The organism is Candidatus Poriferisodalis sp. (assembly GCF_965198245.1).
Taxonomy (GTDB): Bacteria; Actinomycetota; Acidimicrobiia; order Acidimicrobiales; family Poriferisodalaceae; genus Poriferisodalis.
The window spans coordinates 1871289-1887491 of sequence record NZ_OZ240249.1; the positions used below are offsets into that span (position 1 = coordinate 1871289).

17 protein-coding genes and 1 pseudogene are annotated in these 16203 nt (G+C 65.8%); 12 read left to right on the forward strand and 6 right to left on the reverse strand.

What is annotated here, in order from left to right; all coding sequences use genetic code 11:
• The first annotated feature begins 28 nt into the window (after positions 1-28).
• A complete protein-coding gene (locus ACOCMM_RS08605) occupies positions 29-280 on the forward strand; it encodes a hypothetical protein (protein ID WP_419552756.1) in 252 nt (83 codons plus the stop codon).
• Between the two features lie 145 nt (positions 281-425).
• Here the strand turns inward: ACOCMM_RS08605 and ACOCMM_RS08610 are convergent, their stop codons facing one another.
• Together ACOCMM_RS08610 and ACOCMM_RS08615 are read right to left on the reverse strand one after the other, a co-directional pair.
• On the reverse strand, positions 426-1550 hold the full coding sequence (locus tag ACOCMM_RS08610) for a DUF418 domain-containing protein (RefSeq protein WP_419552757.1): 1125 nt from the start codon (positions 1548-1550) through the stop codon (positions 426-428).
• A 43-nt stretch (positions 1551-1593) separates the two neighbouring features.
• Positions 1594-2685 (reverse strand): Zn-dependent alcohol dehydrogenase, encoded by a 1092-nt coding sequence (locus tag ACOCMM_RS08615; RefSeq protein WP_419552758.1) that lies wholly within the window; start codon positions 2683-2685, stop codon positions 1594-1596.
• A gap of 118 nt (positions 2686-2803) precedes the next feature.
• Between ACOCMM_RS08615 and ACOCMM_RS08620 the strand changes: the two genes are divergently transcribed.
• The 6 genes from ACOCMM_RS08620 (at position 2804) to ACOCMM_RS08645 (ending at position 9064) form a co-directional block, all read left to right on the forward strand.
• The gene (locus tag ACOCMM_RS08620; protein ID WP_419552759.1) at positions 2804-4261 is read left to right on the forward strand and encodes a 3' terminal RNA ribose 2'-O-methyltransferase Hen1; all 1458 of its coding nucleotides are present in this window, start codon (positions 2804-2806) and stop codon (positions 4259-4261) included.
• A 10-nt stretch (positions 4262-4271) separates the two neighbouring features.
• Positions 4272-6809 carry a polynucleotide kinase-phosphatase gene (locus ACOCMM_RS08625; RefSeq protein WP_419552760.1) on the forward strand — a complete coding sequence of 846 codons (2538 nt, stop codon included), beginning with the start codon at positions 4272-4274 and terminating at the stop codon, positions 6807-6809.
• 75 nt (positions 6810-6884) lie between these two features.
• Entirely contained in the window at positions 6885-7151 is a 267-nt protein-coding gene (locus ACOCMM_RS08630) for a hypothetical protein (protein ID WP_419552761.1), read from the forward strand.
• Positions 7152-7157: 6 nt separating this feature from the next.
• Positions 7158-7481: a hypothetical protein gene (locus ACOCMM_RS08635; RefSeq protein ID WP_419552762.1), complete on the forward strand. Its 324-nt coding sequence runs from the start codon at positions 7158-7160 to the stop codon at positions 7479-7481.
• 142 nt (positions 7482-7623) lie between these two features.
• Entirely contained in the window at positions 7624-8502 is an 879-nt protein-coding gene (locus ACOCMM_RS08640) for a 1,4-dihydroxy-2-naphthoate polyprenyltransferase (RefSeq protein ID WP_419552763.1), read from the forward strand.
• Between the two features lie 70 nt (positions 8503-8572).
• A complete protein-coding gene (locus ACOCMM_RS08645; protein WP_419552764.1) occupies positions 8573-9064 on the forward strand; it encodes a YbaK/EbsC family protein in 492 nt (163 codons plus the stop codon).
• 24 nt (positions 9065-9088) lie between these two features.
• Here the strand turns inward: ACOCMM_RS08645 and ACOCMM_RS08650 are convergent, their stop codons facing one another.
• Positions 9089-9802 carry a ubiquinone/menaquinone biosynthesis methyltransferase gene (locus ACOCMM_RS08650; RefSeq protein ID WP_419552765.1) on the reverse strand — a complete coding sequence of 238 codons (714 nt, stop codon included), beginning with the start codon at positions 9800-9802 and terminating at the stop codon, positions 9089-9091.
• Positions 9799-10242, reverse strand: a complete 444-nt coding sequence (locus tag ACOCMM_RS08655) for a hypothetical protein (protein WP_419552766.1) — start codon at positions 10240-10242, stop codon at positions 9799-9801. Before ACOCMM_RS08655 ends, ACOCMM_RS08650 begins: the two co-directional genes overlap by 4 nt.
• A gap of 105 nt (positions 10243-10347) precedes the next feature.
• On the opposite strand from ACOCMM_RS08655, the gene mshD reads away from it, so the two are divergent.
• The 5 genes and pseudogenes from mshD to ACOCMM_RS08680 all read left to right on the forward strand — a co-directional run bounded on the left by mshD (position 10348) and on the right by ACOCMM_RS08680 (position 13827).
• On the forward strand, positions 10348-11112 hold the full coding sequence (gene mshD, locus ACOCMM_RS08660) for a mycothiol synthase (RefSeq protein WP_419552767.1): 765 nt from the start codon (positions 10348-10350) through the stop codon (positions 11110-11112).
• Positions 11109-12200 carry a 23S rRNA (adenine(2503)-C(2))-methyltransferase RlmN gene (rlmN, locus tag ACOCMM_RS08665; protein ID WP_419552768.1) on the forward strand — a complete coding sequence of 364 codons (1092 nt, stop codon included), beginning with the start codon at positions 11109-11111 and terminating at the stop codon, positions 12198-12200. Before mshD ends, rlmN begins: the two co-directional genes overlap by 4 nt.
• Positions 12201-12209: 9 nt before the next feature.
• Positions 12210-12851, forward strand: a complete 642-nt coding sequence (gene nth, locus ACOCMM_RS08670) for an endonuclease III (RefSeq protein WP_419552769.1) — start codon at positions 12210-12212, stop codon at positions 12849-12851.
• Positions 12852-12905: 54 nt separating this feature from the next.
• A pseudogene (locus ACOCMM_RS08675) lies at positions 12906-13073 on the forward strand (aldolase/citrate lyase family protein); the annotation flags it as partial.
• Between the two features lie 19 nt (positions 13074-13092).
• The gene (locus tag ACOCMM_RS08680; RefSeq protein WP_419554846.1) at positions 13093-13827 is read left to right on the forward strand and encodes an HpcH/HpaI aldolase/citrate lyase family protein; all 735 of its coding nucleotides are present in this window, start codon (positions 13093-13095) and stop codon (positions 13825-13827) included.
• Positions 13828-13859: 32 nt separating this feature from the next.
• On the opposite strand, the gene ACOCMM_RS08685 is transcribed toward ACOCMM_RS08680, so the two are convergent.
• Together ACOCMM_RS08685 and ACOCMM_RS08690 are read right to left on the reverse strand one after the other, a co-directional pair.
• Complete coding sequence (locus tag ACOCMM_RS08685) at positions 13860-14048, reverse strand: hypothetical protein (RefSeq protein WP_419552770.1); 189 nt, start codon at positions 14046-14048, stop codon at positions 13860-13862.
• Positions 14049-14108: 60 nt separating this feature from the next.
• Positions 14109-16187: a cell wall-binding repeat-containing protein gene (locus tag ACOCMM_RS08690; protein ID WP_419552771.1), complete on the reverse strand. Its 2079-nt coding sequence runs from the start codon at positions 16185-16187 to the stop codon at positions 14109-14111.
• Between the last annotated feature and the right edge of the window lie 16 nt (positions 16188-16203).

Genomic DNA, 16203 nt, shown 5'->3' on the forward strand with positions numbered 1-16203 from the left:
ATGGTCGCCACCACCCTATGGTGGAGCCATGACCGGTTGTCTCGTGGCAGCGACGCAGATCGTGGCGGATGCTTGGGCAGTGCTCGTGGCGGCGGCAGCCATGGTCGCGGGTGTGCTTGGCACGGGGTTGACAATGACATTCCATCTAGGGAACCGCATCGACAGCCAGTCAGACCGCATCGACAGGCTGTCCGAGGAAGTCGCCTCGGTGCGTGAACGTGTCGTCCGGCTCGAGGGCCGCTCCGGCACCCCCGACCCGGACCCATTGCGGCTGGCCTGACTGCGGCCACTCTGCTGCGGCCTCAGTCCATCGTGAAGATGGTGCGGCTGGAGGTGAGGGCACTTGTCCCAGAGCAGCTTCGCTGACCGCTACGGGCGTCCGAAGGTCAATGGTTGCCTTTGGCTCAAGCGCAGCCGTGCGCTGGTCAGCGAGAGCGCAGAGGCTGCCAGCGACGGTAGGTGGCACTACGCCACAGCCATTCAAGGGGCCCGAACCCGAATCGCACAAGCCAGGCTTGTGACCACCAGAGCTGAAGCGCCCACACGCTCACCACGAAGACGGCGATGCTGCTGCGGGAGAGCGAGACGTCACCGAGCAGCCATCGGAGCACCACAAGGCCTATCGCGGTCTGCGTGAGGTAGTTCGTGAGTGCCATCTGTCCTGCGGCTCGAATGCACCGGCGCGCTGGCGAATCGCTTCGGCGATTCCACAGCCCGATCAAGCTCAGGTAACCCATGCAGATGGGCACGGTGGCAACGGTGTTCGGGATGGTTCCTGCGATGGCCCAGTCGATGTCGAAATCGGTTCCGGCCATCAGCGCGAGACCTGCCCCCGACAGCGGCAGCCCAATGCCCAGGCCCCATGCCGCCATGCGGCGGTAGAACGACGGCGCCTTGCCGCCGCCCATGACGCCGGTGCGGTACAGCGCCACGCCGATGAGCATGGCGCCCAAGGCTCGTCCGAAGTAATCCGCGAGAAACCACGTCTCTACGACGTCGTAGTAGTCGCCGTAGTGCCAGAAGTCGATGAGGACGCTGGAGAAGCTGCGCAGCGACGACTGCACGCTCCAAGAGATGACCGCCACTGCTGCGTAGAACGCACCGCCCAACGCGAAGAGCACTTTGGGCGGCAGTCGCCGCAGCGCAAGCACGACCGGGGCGCACAGGGCGTACACCGTGAGCACGTCGCCGTCCCATACGAGCAGATGCACCACGCCCATGACGAGCAGCAGTGCGTTGCGCCACAGGCTCAGCAGCACGCTGCGCCGACCCTTCGCGGCGGCGCGCTCAGCGAACAGCACGATGCCTGCGCCGAACAGCATGGAGAACAGGCCCATGAACTTCTGATCGGCGAAGATCTCTCCAGCACCGCCGACAAGCCAGTCCAGCGGCGTCAGCGATCCGGCGGCGTCGAGATTGGTGTACGCCGCAGCGGGCAGGCCGAACGACACGGCGTTCATGACCAAGATGCCGAGCACCGCCACGCCCCGCACCGCATCGAGGGTGGAATTTCTCTCGCTTGACGGCATCGCCAAGGCTTCCGACGGCATCGGAGTCAGTCGATGTCTCGGGTGCCGCAGGTCGACTGCGGGGTCAGTCGAAGGTGATGACGGTTCGGTTTGAGGTGCCGGCCTTCATCCACGAGTAGCCCTCGTTGACCTGTTCGAGGTCGATGCGTCCCGAGATCATCTCGTCCAGCATGAGGCGCCCGTCGAGATAGAGCTCCACCATCATCGGGATGTCGCTGCGGAACTGGTTCGAGCCCATCATCGAGCCCTGCAGCTTCTTTTCTGACAGGAAGTCGATGCCGCGCAGCTCGACCCTGGTCTTGGAGGGAACCATGCCGATCACGGTGGCGGTGCCGCCGATGTCGAGCATCCCGAAGGCTTGCTGCACGGTCTGGGCCAAGCCGATGGCTTCGAAGCTGTACTCCACGCCGCCGCCGGTCATGTCCTTGACGGCGGTGACGACGTCGTCCACCTCGCCGGCATTGACCGTGTCGGTAGCACCGAGCTGGCGGGCCGTCTCGAGCTTCTCATCGGTCATGTCGACGGCGATGATGCGGCCCGCACCGGCGACCCGCGCACCCTGTACGGCGGACAACCCGATTCCTCCGCAGCCGATCACGCAGACCACGCTGCCGACGCCGACGCCAGCGGTATTCACCGCTGCGCCGAACCCCGTGGTGACCCCGCAGCCAATGAGGCACGCCCGATCGAGCGGCATGTCGGGCCGCACCTTCACGATGGCGTTCTGGTGGACCAGCATCTGCTCGGCGAATCCGCCGAGCCGTGCCATCTGGCCGACCTCAGTGCCGTCTTCACGTTCGAGTCGGGCGGCTGCGTCCTTTGCCCGGGATGTTGCCCGGACATTGGTGCAGCGATGCGGGTTGCCCGACAAGCACCTGTGGCACTGGCCGCAGAAGATCGACAGGCACGCGATCACGTGGTCACCGGGCTTGACGTAGCTGACGTCGTCGCCCACGGCCTCGACCACTCCGGCCGACTCGTGGCCCATCACCATGGGGAGCGGCGTGCGGAAGAGTCCTTCCATGAAGTGCAGGTCGCTATGGCACAGCCCTGCGCCCTTCGTCTGTATGAGGATTTCCTGGGGTCCTGGATTGTCGATCCGCAGATCCTCGATTACCAAGTCTCCCGGCTGTTCACAGAGCACAGCAGCCTTCATGTCACGCCCCCTCGCGTTGTCCGGCCGCGTCGTGCGGCCTGCTTCGGCTCACGGTGAGACTACGCGCGGGCGCCAACCGGCGTGTCGGCTGACACTCGTGGGGTGCCCGGATCTGGGAGTGTCGAGACGACGCTGCGCCCAAGACCACCGCGACACCCGCGGTGCCATCCGATTGAATGGCCGGTTCATGCTGGTCTCGATCACTTCGACGACGCCCGATGCGACCGATCTGGGATTCTTGCTGCACAAGCACCCGGATCGAGTGCGATCGGTCGATGTCGGTTTCGGGCGCGCCCACGTCTTCTATCCCGAGGCGACACCGCAGCGGTGCACGGCGACGTTGTTCGTGGAGATCGATCCGATCGCCCTGTCGCGCAGGCAAGGAGGGCGACAGTCCCGCCTCCTTGAGCCGTATGTAAACGATCGGCCCTACGTGGCGTCGTCGATGCTGAGCGTTGCACTTGGCCGTCTGTATCGCACGGCGCTCAGCGGGACATGCGACGCTCGACCAGAGTTGGTCAGCGAGCGCCTGGACCTGGAAGTCGACCTTCCGGTTCTGCCGCTACGAGGCGACGAGGACCTGCTCCGTCGGCTGTTCGAGCCGTTGGGATATCAGGTGGAATCGGCACCGATACCGCTGGACGAGCAGTTCGGAGCATGGGGCGACAGCGTCTATTGCTCGGTTCGGCTGTCCGGCCGGCACACCGTACGCAGCACCCTCGAACATCTCTACGTGCTGCTCGGGGTCCTCGACGACCGAAAGCACTATTGGATCGGCGAGAACGAGATCGACAAACTGCTGCGACGGGGAGGCGATTGGCTTCCGTCACACCCCGAATCCGAGCTGATCTCGCGCCGGTTCCTGCGCTTTGGCCGGTTCGCTCGCGAAGCCCTCGCACGCCTGGCTGAGTCCGGTGAAGACACCGACAGTCTCGACGAGCGATCCGATGAGGTCGAGCAGGCCGCCGAACGCCGGATCAGCCTGGGCGAGCAACGGCATGAGTCGGTGCTGGAAGCCGTGCGCGCACTCGGCGGCGGCAAGGTCGTGGACCTCGGATGCGGCGAGGGACGCCTTCTGCAGCGGCTCGTGACCGAACCCTCAGTGACCGAAGTGCTCGGCGTCGACGTTTCGGTCGGGGCACTCGAGCAGGCCGAGCGCCGCCTGGGCCTTGACGAGATGTCCGAGCGTCGCCGCGAGCGGATCAACCTGCTGCAGGGGGCGTTGACCTACAGCGACGACCGGCTGCGCGGGTATGACATCGCCACCGTGGTCGAGGTGATCGAGCATGTCGACAGCGAGCGGCTCGGCATGCTCGCCGAAGTGGTGTTCGGCCACGCTGCCCCTGCCGCAGTGGTGCTCACGACGCCGAACCGGGAATACAACACGAATTTCGAGCACCTCAGTTCTGCCGGATTCCGGCACCGCGACCATCGCTTTGAGTGGACGCGTGACGAGTTCGCAGCCTGGGCCCACGGCATCGAGGACCGATTCGGCTACAGCGTCGAAATCAGCGGCATCGGCCCTGGTGACCCCGTTTGCGGGCCGCCGACGCAAATGGCGGTGTTCAGTCGATGAGGGGACCCCGATGAGACGAGTGCTCACTCGCATCGAGACGCCAGAAGTCGGTTTTGTCGTGCTTTGCGGCGCGTCCGGTTCGGGCAAGTCGACTTTTGCCAGCCGCCACTTCTCCGATACCGAAATCGTGTCGAGCGACCGGTGCCGTGCGCTTGTCGGCGATGACGAGACCGACCAGTCGGTCACCTCGCCCGCGTTCGAACTCCTCCACACGATCATCGACAAGCGCCTCGAGCTCGGCCGCCTGACCGTGGTTGACGCTACGAACGTCAAGCCGGAAGACCGCAGGTCGCTGCTCGAGGTCGCGCGCCGCTGGGACGTGCTCGCGACAGCCATCGTCTTCGATCTTCCGCTGGCGCTCTGCCTGGAGCGCAATCGTTCACGGCAGGATCGCCGTACGCCGGAACACGCGGTCAAGCGCCAGCACGTGACGATGCGCCGCACGGCCAAGCAACTGCGCAAGGAACGCTTCGCCAGGGTGTACACCCTCGGATCGGTCACCGAGCTCGACACCGTCGAGGTGGTCCGCACCAGGCTCTGGAACGACCGCCGAGACGATGCGGGCCCATTCGACATCATTGGCGACGTCCACGGTTGCCATTCCGAGCTGATCGGGCTCCTCGACCGGCTGGGCTACGACACCTCGGCCGACCCGATCGTTCACCCCGAGGGCCGGCGGGCGCTTTTTCTGGGCGATCTCGTCGACCGTGGCCCTGGCGTCGCCGAAGTGCTCGACGTCGCCATATCGATGGTCTCCGCCGGCAGCGCGCTCTGCATTGGGGGGAACCACGAGAACAAGCTGAGCCGCGCTCTGGCGGGTCGCAACGTCAAGGTGACCCACGGGCTCGCCGAAACGCTCGAACAGCTCGATCGGCGCGGCCCAGAGTTCCAGAAGCACGTCGCCGAGTTCATCGACGGCCTCCTCAGCCACTACGTGCTCGACGGCGGTCGCCTCGTGGTCGCACATGCAGGCTTGCCTGAGCGCTACCACGGGCGCTCGTCGGGCCGTGTGCGCAGCATTGCCCTGTACGGCGACACCGACGGCGAGACCGACGAATACGGCCTGCCGGTGCGGTATCGGTGGGTCGAGGACTACAGCGGAGACGCCGCCGTCGTGTACGGCCACGTGCCAGTGCCGGTTGCGCAATGGGTCAACAACACCATCTGCATCGATACCGGTGCGGTCTTCGGTGGGCAGCTGACGGCACTGCGCTGGCCCGAGAAGCAACTGATTTCGGTCGAGGCGGCTGAGGAATACTACGAGCCGATCAGGCCTGTCGACGCTGATGCCGCGGGCCGGCCGGCACTGAGTCTGGACATCACCGACGTCTTGGGAAAGCACCGCATCGACACGTCGTTGGGCGGCCGCCTCACGATCGACGCAGATCGATCCAGCGCAGCGCTCGAAGTCATGAGTCGTTTCGCCGTTGATCCCCGATGGCTTGTGTACCTCCCGCCCACCATGGCACCGGCCAACACCAGCGAGCGTCTCGGCTACCTGGAGCACCCCGACGAGGCGTTCGGGTACTTCCGCAGCGCAGGCATCACCGAAGTCGTCTGCCAGGAGAAGCACATGGGTTCACGGGCTGTGCTCGTGTTCGCCCGCGATAGCGCGTCCGCGCAGGCACGATTCGGCATCACCAACGACGAAGCGGGCGTCATCGTGACCCGCACCGGCAGACCGTTCTTCTCCGACCCTGAACTCACTTCGGTGCTGCTAGATCGCATTCGTGCGGCGGTCGACGCCTCAGGACTCTGGGACCGATTGGGCACCGACTGGCTGATCCTGGACGCGGAGCTGCTCCCGTGGTCGGCAAAATCGGCCGAGCTGCTGCGGAGCCAGTACGCCGCCACCGGAGCGGCGGGCATCGTCTCGCTTGATGCGGCCCAACGACTCATGGCTGATGCGATGCGACGCGGCATTGAACTGGACGCCCTCGCCACGCAGACGCGCAGCCGAGCCGAGCACGTTGCATCGTTCGTCGAGGCGTACCGGCGGTACTGCTGGGACGTGGACGGCGTCGACGGAATCGAGATAGCGCCGTTCCAGATTCTTGCCGCGGAGGGCGAGGTGCTTGCCCGCCGACCCCATCGATGGCACCTCGAACAGATTGATGCGCTGATCGCCCAGGCCTCCGAGCTGCTCCGTTCGACGGATCGCCGATTCGTCGATCTGGGCGACGGCGTGTCGGTGAACGAGGCAACGGACTGGTGGCACACGCTCACCGATCGCGGCGGCGAGGGCATGGTGGTCAAGCCGGCCGACACGATCGTGCTCGCCGACAAGGGTCTCGTCCTGCCTGGTGTCAAGTGCAGGGGCCGCGAGTACCTCCGGATCATCTACGGGCCTGAGTATCTCGACCCGGCGAATCTCGAGCGGCTGCGTCAGCGATCGCTCGGCCGCAAGTCATCTCTCGCACGGCGGGAATTCGCACTCGGCATCGAGGCTCTCGACCGGTTCGCCGCGAACGGGCACCTGTCCCGGGTGCACGAGTGCGTTTTCGGTGTGCTGGCATTGGAGAGCGAGCCCACCGACCCGCGGCTCTAGCGGGCTGTACGAGCGTCTCGGCGACCGGCTGCGGTAGCGTCGTTGGCAGCGAGCAATCCGCGCCGAGGGGGAGTCATGGCCAACGAGCACGGCTACTTGCCGAAGGTGACCGAGCTGGACGACAAGCAGCAACGGCGCTTGGACACGTGGTACGCGAAGGCCTACACCGACGACAACCTGTTCCGGACGCTCGCGGCGGACGAGACCACCATTGACCTGTTCCTCGGCTGGGTCGGTGCCGTGTACGGCGGCCATCCCGACGAGGATCGCGGTGCGCTGGATCGGCACATGATCGAGCTGTGTCGCATCCGGATGGCGAATCGGAACGAGTGCTTCCACTGAAGCCTCGTGCGCAGCGCATCGTTGGTGCGCACCGGACTCACGGACGAAGTCGTCGCACAACTGACCGACTACGAGGCATCGGACTTGCCCGAGTCGTGGAAGGCCGCATTGGCGCTGTGCGACTGGCTGTCGGGCTTCGAACACTCGGGCGTCATCCCGCCCGAGATGTATGAGCGGCTGAACGGCTGCTTCAACGAGCAGCAGATTCTGCGCCTCGGTGCGCTGCTTGCTTCCGCGAGTGGATGGCACCGGATGATCGAGGCTTTCGGCATCCGACCCGACCACTACCAAGCGGGCCAATCGGTTCCGTGGGCGGCCGCTGCGGGCTGAGCAGCGACGCAGACGTCGAAGCTGACTAGGAGCATGACGTTCGTCAGTGCGCTCCATTCCGCCATTCGCGCCTAGCTTTCGAAACCGTGGCGGACCCAGCCCTGTCTCCCGACGCCGCCGCTCCGCAGGACTCGCTGCAGGAATGACCGGCGTTCGAACCTGGCTCGCAGGGGCACGACCCCGTACCTGGCCCGCATCGCTGGTGCCGCCGTTCGTGGGCACCGCAGCCTCGGATGCCGCGGCAGAGGGTGTGATCGTGTGGTGGCGGGCTGTCTGCGCTCTGGTCGTGTCGTTGTTCATCCAGATTGCGGTGAACTACGCCAACGACTACAGCGACGGCGTGCGAGGCACCGATGTCACCCGGGTGGGCCCCCAACGCCTCGTGGCATCGGGCGCAGCTTCGCCGAACGCCGTGCGCAATGCTGCGTTCGCTGCGTTCGGGCTGGCGGCGGCGGTCGGCGTGGTCGTCGCAGCCGCAGTGTCGTGGTGGCTCATTGCGGCGGGCGCGGCGTCGATTCTGGCTGCGTGGTACTACACCGGCGGCCGGCGGCCGTACGGCTACCGCGGCCTCGGCGAGCTGTTCGTATTCGTCTTTTTTGGACTGGTAGCGACTGCGGGGTCGGCATTCGTGCAGGACGCCCGCCTGACCATGGTGGGTCTCGCCGCGTCGGTGCCCGTCGGGCTGGGCTCAGTAGCACTGCTGATCTCGAACAACCTGCGGGACTTGCCTACCGACGAACAGGCCGGCAAGCGCACGCTGGCCGTGCGCGTGGGCGATCGGCCGACCAGGGCGATGTACGTGGCCGTCGTGTTCATCGTGGTGATCTCGCCGCTGTACCTGTCGCTGCTGCGGCCCTGGGCGTTGCTCGGGCTCGCCTCGGTCGTAGTGGCTATCTCCCCCGTGCGCACAGTGCTGCGCGGTGCCACGGGCGCAGCACTGGTGGCAGTGCTGGCGGGGACCGGGCGGCTCCAGATCGTTGTGGGCGCGCTGCTCACGGTCGGATTGGCCCTGGGCGCATGAACCGCGTCTACCCAATGTCGGAAGCTGTGCGTCCTGCGGCATCTCGGCCGCGATCCGCCAAGATGTCGCGATGAGCTCCGAGGCAGTCCTGGATCACCTCGCAGCGCTCGGCGTGGCATACGAGTTGGTGGAATGCGATCCCGACTTCGCCGACACGGCGCAGTTCTGCGAGCGGTACGGCTATTCGATGGACGCGTCGGCCAACGCCATCTGCGTGGTGGGCAAGTCGGCCGAGCGGCCGATGGCGTGCTGCGTGGTACTCGCCACGACCCGGCTGGATGTGAACGGCATCGTGCGGCGCAGGCTGGGTACTCGCAAGGCATCATTCGCGGATGCCTCTGAGACGATCGAGCGCACGGGCATGATGATCGGCGGCGTCACACCGTTCGGATTGCCCGACGACATTCCCGTGTGGATCGACAGCAGGGTCATGGACTGCGATGCGATCATCGTGGGCGGCGGCTCGCGTGACTGCAAGATCCTGTGCCCGCCGGACTCGCTCGCTGAACTTCCCGCAGCCGAGGTTGTCCCCGATCTCGCCAAGACGCTGCCGGAGGCCTAGACGGACTGCGCCTGCGGGCGCTGTTCAGGCGTTTCGCGTTGCCGTGATCAGCTGAGCGATGCCTCCGCTGAGCGCGTCCCGCTGGACATCGTGGAATCCCGCCTCGGCGATCCGGGAGAGCAGTTCTGGCGCCGCGGGCAGGTACGCCACTGATTCGGGCAGGTAGCGGTAAGCCGACCGGCTTGAGAGCAGGCTGCCGACGGCGGGAACGACCTTGCCGAAGTACAGCTTGTGCCCTGCGCGCAGCACCGGATTGGCGGGTTCGGCGACTTCGAGCATCGCCACCCGAGCGCCGGGCCGGAGCACTCGAGCCAACTCTGCGAAGAAGCGATCGAGGTCGGCGAAATTTCGCAGAGCGAAACCGCAGGTCGCACCGGCGAGCCAGCCCTCGCGCACGCCGAGGCTCAGCGCATCGGAACGCACCAGCGGAGCACGGGTTGTCGCGGCTTGAAGCATTCCAGCGGAGAAATCGACTCCGACGGCGAACAAGCCCGCCGCCTCGAGCTCGTTGCACAGGTCGCCGGTGCCGCAGGCCAGATCAATCACTGTCTCGCCCGGCTGCAGACCCAGTGCTGCCACTGCACGTCGTCGCCACAGGGTGTCGAGCCGAAACGTCAGCAGGCCGTTCAGCAGGTCGTAGCGCGGGGCGATCTCGTCGAACATCTGCTCGACGGTGTCTGCTTTGTCGTGCGGACTGGGCAGTTCGGACCGCCTCCGTCGACACAGACGCAGACTCACCGGAACCAGACGCGTCGATGACTGCGGCTGATCGGGTGGAAGAGCAGCACCAGCAGCAGAGCGTCGAACATGAGCCGCATGAAGATTCCGAGCTGGAAGCCGTTGTTGGCACCCCACCACAGCGTTGCCAAGGTCGAGTAAATGGCCGCCGCCGAGCACAGCCAATGGCCCCATCGCCGCTCGTTGGCGGTTCCCAAGCCGCCCACTATGAGTGAGCCGCCGAGCAACAGGGTCACGGCCAGCGGCACGACGCTGTCGCTAAGTTCGATAGCTGTGCGTTCGCTGGCGAACAGCGAAACAATGCCTTCGAAGATGTCGAGTGCGAGTTGCCAGTCGATGCGGTTTCCGAACAGCAGCAGTACCGCGGAGAAGTAGCACAGCAGCACGGCGCTGTAGAGCGTCTGAGGCTGGCTGCGGTTCAGCCACCGCATCTGGTTCACCGGGCAAGTGTGGCACCTGCGCTCGCACGATCCCCTCCGGCGCGGCGCATGCGCCCGGCTCGCACGGCCTGGGGGCCTTGACCGCGCAGCATTAGCCTTCGGGCAGTGAGTGCCGATCCCGTCATCTCGATCGGTTCCGACCAGCACGGCGCGGTCGTGGAGGCCAACGCCGCACAGTGGCCCCCCGGAGCGCTGGCCGCAGCGTTGGGGCGGCAGCTCGACGACGTTGCGGGGCCGCTGTCGGTCTGGATCGACCATCCCGATCACGACGAAGCGCCGGACGGCGATCTGGCGCCTTCGCAGACTGCGCTCGGGCGTGAGCTGACATCGCTGGGCTTGGCGTTCAAGCGCGATCTGTACCGGATGGAGCGGTCCCTGCCGATGGATCAGCCCAGCAGAATCGAGACGCGTTCGTTCGTGGTCGGCCAGGATGAGCAGGCTTGGGTGGAGGTCAACAACCGGGCGTTCTCGTGGCACCGCGAGCAGGGTGGATGGACGCTTGCTCAGGTCGCTGAGCGTCAAGCCGAACCGTGGTTCGACGCCGACGGCTTCCGCGTGTACGACATCGACGGGCAGATCGTTGCCTACTGCTGGACGAAGGTGCACAACGATGAGGACCCGCCGGTCGGTGAGGTGTACGTCATCGCGGTGGATCCCCGGTACCACGGCCGGGGACTCGGCCGAGCCCTCACACTGGCCGGCTACGAGCATCTTTCCGACGCAGGCCTGACTCGGGCCATGCTCTACGTCGACGCGGACAACATGCCGGCCGTCACGCTCTACGGGCAACTCGGCCTCGAGGTTGCCGTTGTGCGGCGGCTGTTCACGGGCATCGGACCGCTCGCGTCCAACGGCACTGGCCGGTCGTGACAGCCTCCGTCGCCGATCCCTCACTCGCGGACCTCACCCGGGCAGAGCTGGGAGAGCTGCTCGATGGCGAGCCCTCGTACCGGCTGGACCAAGTGTGGGACGGCTTGTACCGCCAGCGCCGCCCGCTGGCCGAGCTCACCAACGTTCCCAAGGGCCTGCGTCAGGCCATCGGCGAGCTGCTGCCACCGGCGCTGAAGCTGGTGCGTGCCCAGACAGCGGATCGCGGCAAGACCCGCAAATACCTGTGGTCGCTGCGTGATGGACACCTGGTGGAGACCGTGCTCATGGGCTACCGCAATCGGACCACGCTGTGCATCAGCAGCCAGGCCGGCTGTGCCATGGCGTGCAGTTTCTGCGCAACGGGCCAGGTGGGATTCGACCGGAATCTGAGCGTCGGGGAAATCGTCGAGCAGGTGCTGGGCACGCTGCAGCATGTCCCGCCGGCCGCTCGCGGCGGAGCCGTCAACATTGTGTTCATGGGCATGGGCGAACCGTTCGCCAATTACGACGCCGTGTGGGCAGCAGTTGAGCGCTTTCACGGCGACATGGGAATCGGTGCCCGCCACATCACCGTGTCAACGGTTGGCGTCATTCCCGGGATTGTTCGACTCGCTGCGGCTGCGCTGCCGGTCAATCTGGCCGTCTCGCTGCACGCCGCCAACGACCGCCTGCGCGACCGCATCGCACCGATCAATCGCACCTACCCCCTGCGCGACCTTGCGCGCGCGCTGGCCGACTACCGCCGCTCCAAGCGGCGTCGCATCAGCCTTGAGTGGGCGATGATCGACGGCGTCAACGACCGCGACCGTGACGCTGCCGAACTGGCTGCATATGCACGTCCGCTGGCGGCGCACGTGAACCTCATTCCGCTGAATCCCACGCCGGGTTACGGCCACTCGCCATCGCCCTCGGGGCGCATCGAGCATTTCGCGTCAGAGTTGGAATCCCACGGCGTGAAGGCCACCGTGCGAGTCAACCGGGGCACCTCTATCGATGCCGCGTGCGGGCAGCTTCGTGCCGACAAGCTGGTCTCGATCCAGAGGGGCGGCCGAGCCCGCCGCGGGGCACGCGCTCAGCAAGAGCGCTAGAAACTCGCCATGGCTAGGCCTCGATCGCCGAGAGGGCGCGCACAGCGGACCCACGAACGACTCAAGGACGAGTACGAGGCCGTGTGCGAACTCGAGCACCGCAATCCGTTCGAGTTGCTGGTGGCGACGATCCTGTCGGCGCAGTGCACGGACGTGCGTGTCAACGCCACTGTGCCGGCGCTGTTCGAGAAGTTCCCCGACGCCGAGGCGCTGGCATCATGCGACCTCACTGAGCTGGAGGAGTTGGTGCATCCCACCGGCTTCTTCCGCAGCAAGGCCCGCAACCTGCAGGGCATGGCCCGACAGCTGCTGGCCGATCACGGAGGCGAGGTCCCGACCCGCTTGGAAGAACTCGTGAAGCTGCCTGGCGTGGGCCGCAAGACGGCGAACGTCATCCGCTCGGTGGCTTTCGACCTGCCCGGTTTGCCCGTGGACACCCACGTCGGCCGCCTCGTGCGGCGACTCGGCATCACCGACGAGGAAGACCCGGTCAAGGTCGAGCTTGCGTTGAATCCGATGATCCCGCAGTACGAGCGGGGCGACTTCAGCCTGCGACTCATCCTGCATGGCAGGCGGGTCTGCTCGTCGCGGAAGCCCGCGTGCGATGACTGCGTGCTCAACGACTACTGCCCGAGTGCCTTCGCGGCCTGATCCGCCAGCGGCGCCCGCCGCAACGACGACCCGAGGCCCAGGAGGCCCGACCGAATGACCGAGTCCCTCAGTGCTGGCAACCCAACCGTGCGGCGATCGTCGCATTTCGTGCCCGGCGCCAACGAACGCATGCTCACAAAGTCCCTGGCCACCGACGCGGACAGCCTCGTGCTCGACCTCGAAGACGCCGTCACACCCGACAACAAGGACAGCGCCCGGGCCACCCTGGCTGGCTGGCTGGCTGGCCGATGTCGACTTTGGCGCCAAGGAGCGGGTCGTGCGAATCAACCCGCTCGACAGCCCATGGTGCGTTGCGGACATTGCCGAGACGATGGTCTGCCCGCCCGACGCCTATCTGGTGCCGAAGGTGAACAATGCGGCAGAGGTCGTCCAGATCGACGGCATGATCACCCGCTGGGAACTCGAACACGGTCACCCGCCCGGAGGCGTGGTGCTGCTGGTGCTGGGTACCGAGACGCCGCAAGGCCTGCTCAACATCGGCGAACTCGCCCAACACGACCGGGTGGATGCGCTGAGCTGGGGTGCCGAGGATCTGTCAGGGGCGATGGGCTCCAAGGCCAACCGGGATGCCTCGGGAGCCTTCCTGCCGGTGTTCGAATATGCCAGGGTCATGTGCTTGGTAGGGGCCACGGCATGGGGCAAGCAACCGCTCGACACGGTGTTCGTGGACTTCCGCGACGACATGGGGTTGGCTGCTGAATGCGCGACCTCGGCGGCCATGGGCTTCACCGGCAAGATCACCATCCATCCCGCTCAGATCGACATCGTCAACGCCGCTTTCACACCCAGTGACGCCGAGTTGGCAGACGCACGCGAGCTGCTCGAGGCGTTCGCCGAAGCCGAGGCTGCTGGCCTGATGGCGTTCGCCCACAAGGGCCAGATGGTGGATGTTCCGCACCTGACCCGCGCCCGCAAGATCGTCGCCACCGCCGAGGCCATCGTCGAACGCTCCTGAAGTGCCGCGCCGGGCGGCAGCCGAGCGGGCGCTCAACGAAGCGAGTCGGTGGCCTGGGCCAATCGGCGCCGAGCCATGCGCAGCGAGCGCTCAACTTCGTAGAGCTCGACGCCGACATCCTCGTGCGGCGTGCCCATCAGTTCGTCGGCTGCCTGAGCGACTCGAGACCCGATTTCGCCCACCGCAGTCTCTATCGATGACAGCTCCGCTGCGCTGATCACCCGCGGCACGCTAGCCACAACGGTCCTCGCCGGGTGATTCAAGGGTTTCGAGGGTCGGATTCAGCCGGTGGGAACGTCTGCAGACTCCGGCGGGGGAAACCGCACGACGTAGTGACGCGGTTCATCGTGTGTGTTCACAATGTGACTGCTGTAGAGAATCCCGCGACCGTCGGGAATCCACTGGGGCCTGAAGATTCTTTGGTTTCGGTTGTGAGGCCCCGTGTAGCTGACGAGCGTCGTGACCGAAGAGTCCTCAAGGTTGATGACCTTGATTGATTCTTCGGCTTGACCGTCGTCAAGTCTGCGCCGCGCCACCACGGCAACCTGACAACCGTCCGGCGACCACGCGTACTCGTTGAACCGAAGATTGGCCCGAGAGACAGGCCAAACCGGTTTCCAATCGGTGCCATCCAGACGCACCGTGCCGAGACCACGGCCGACGTTGGGAAACGAGATGCGCTGGCCATCGGGCGTCCAACGGGGATAGACCTCGCCGCCACCGCCTTGATACACACGGGTTTCGTTACGACCGTCGGCGTCGATGATCATAACCGAGTTCTTGCTCCAGCCGCTGTCGGGATCACTTGGATCGCCTTCGAGATCTAGGCGTTCGAAAACGACTCTCTGTCCGTCAGGCGAGAAGGACGGCCTCTTGTCTGTCGCGTCAGCATCAGTGAGCTGGACTTCGCCGGTCCCGTCTGCGTTGATGACGTAGATGTGATCGACGGGCTCATCGCCCTGAATCCACACACCGGTATACCGAAGGAAGGCGATGCGGGCGCCGTCAGGCGACCAAACCGGCGAGAAGTCGGCCTGAGTATTGAATGTCAGGCGGCTGCGGTCGGACGACCATGTTCCCGAGCCCTCGTTCTTTCGCGCACCGAAGGTGAGTTGCACGGGATCCGAGCCGTCCGCTTGAGCCGTCCAGAGGTTTCCCTTGTCGTCGTAGGCAATCCGCGAGCAGTCGGGTGACCATGCGGCCCGCACTCCGCCAAGGTTGAGGAACACTTGGACCTGGACCGGTTCGTCCCCGAGCTCTATGTCGCACGTCACCTCACCGGTTCCTCTCGCAAGGTAGGCGTCGATCGCAGCGGCTGAGATCGCCGAGTCACCTCCGAAGATGTACGCGGCGAGCGTGTTGTCGCCGCTGAGTGTGTTGTCTCCAAGACGTCGGTCCAGATAGTTCGCCGTGACCAAATGAATCGAGCCCGGGTCGGCGAGCAGCAGTGGTGCACACAGGCGGGCGAGCAGCGGGGCGGCGCTGAACGAGTCGAAGGGGACGCGGGCGCGGGCCAAGCCGACTCGTCGGGTTGTGAAACACGTCTGGTGGTAGGTGTGGACGACTAGCTCGGCGGCCTGGACGGCTGTGTCATAGCGGCTCTTGCCCGCGAGCCGTGTCACTCTGACACCGAGGGCAGCCAGAGCATCTTCGACCGGTTGGCCGAGAGCACCGGTTCCCCCCATGATCACCACGTGCTCAGTCCCGACGCGCACGAGATAGTCGGCCACGCCCTGGTGGAGTCGACCCGGCGGCGTGAGCAGCACGGGATGGGGACCTCGTGCTGCGAATGCGCCTGCTACCAGCGCGTCTGCAAAAACCTCGCCACTGGCCACAATGGCGGTGCGTCCCAGAATGCCCATGTAGCCGGGCTCGCCGAGCCGCTGTGCAGCCGCAACGCTTGTCGCGTACTGGTCTGAGCGGGTGACCCGCTCGACGTTGATGCCGAGGGCCTCAAGGGACGCTTCCACGGTGGGTCCGACTCCGTCGGTGTCGCTGTCGGCGCCCACGATCAACGCGTGTGACACGCCGGTGCGTTGCAAGAATGCCGCGGTGTCGGCACGCAGCATGCCGGGCGGGGTTGTCAGCACCGGTGCTGCCAGCGATCCGGCCAGCGGTGCCGCGACGACCGCATCGGTCCAGTTCTGACCCGAAACCATCACCACCGAGTCGAGCGTGCCGCCACCATGAGCGGCGACCGCATCAGCCACCAGCAGCGACGTCGCGTAACGGTCTGCGCCCCCATAACGCGACACATCCACCTCGGCCTTGGTCTGCACCGCCCCAGCCGCCGTCGCAGGCACCAGCACACTGGCAGATGCGACGAGCAAGGCAGTGACGAGAGCGAGGTGTCTGCGCATATTGGAAATCCTGACT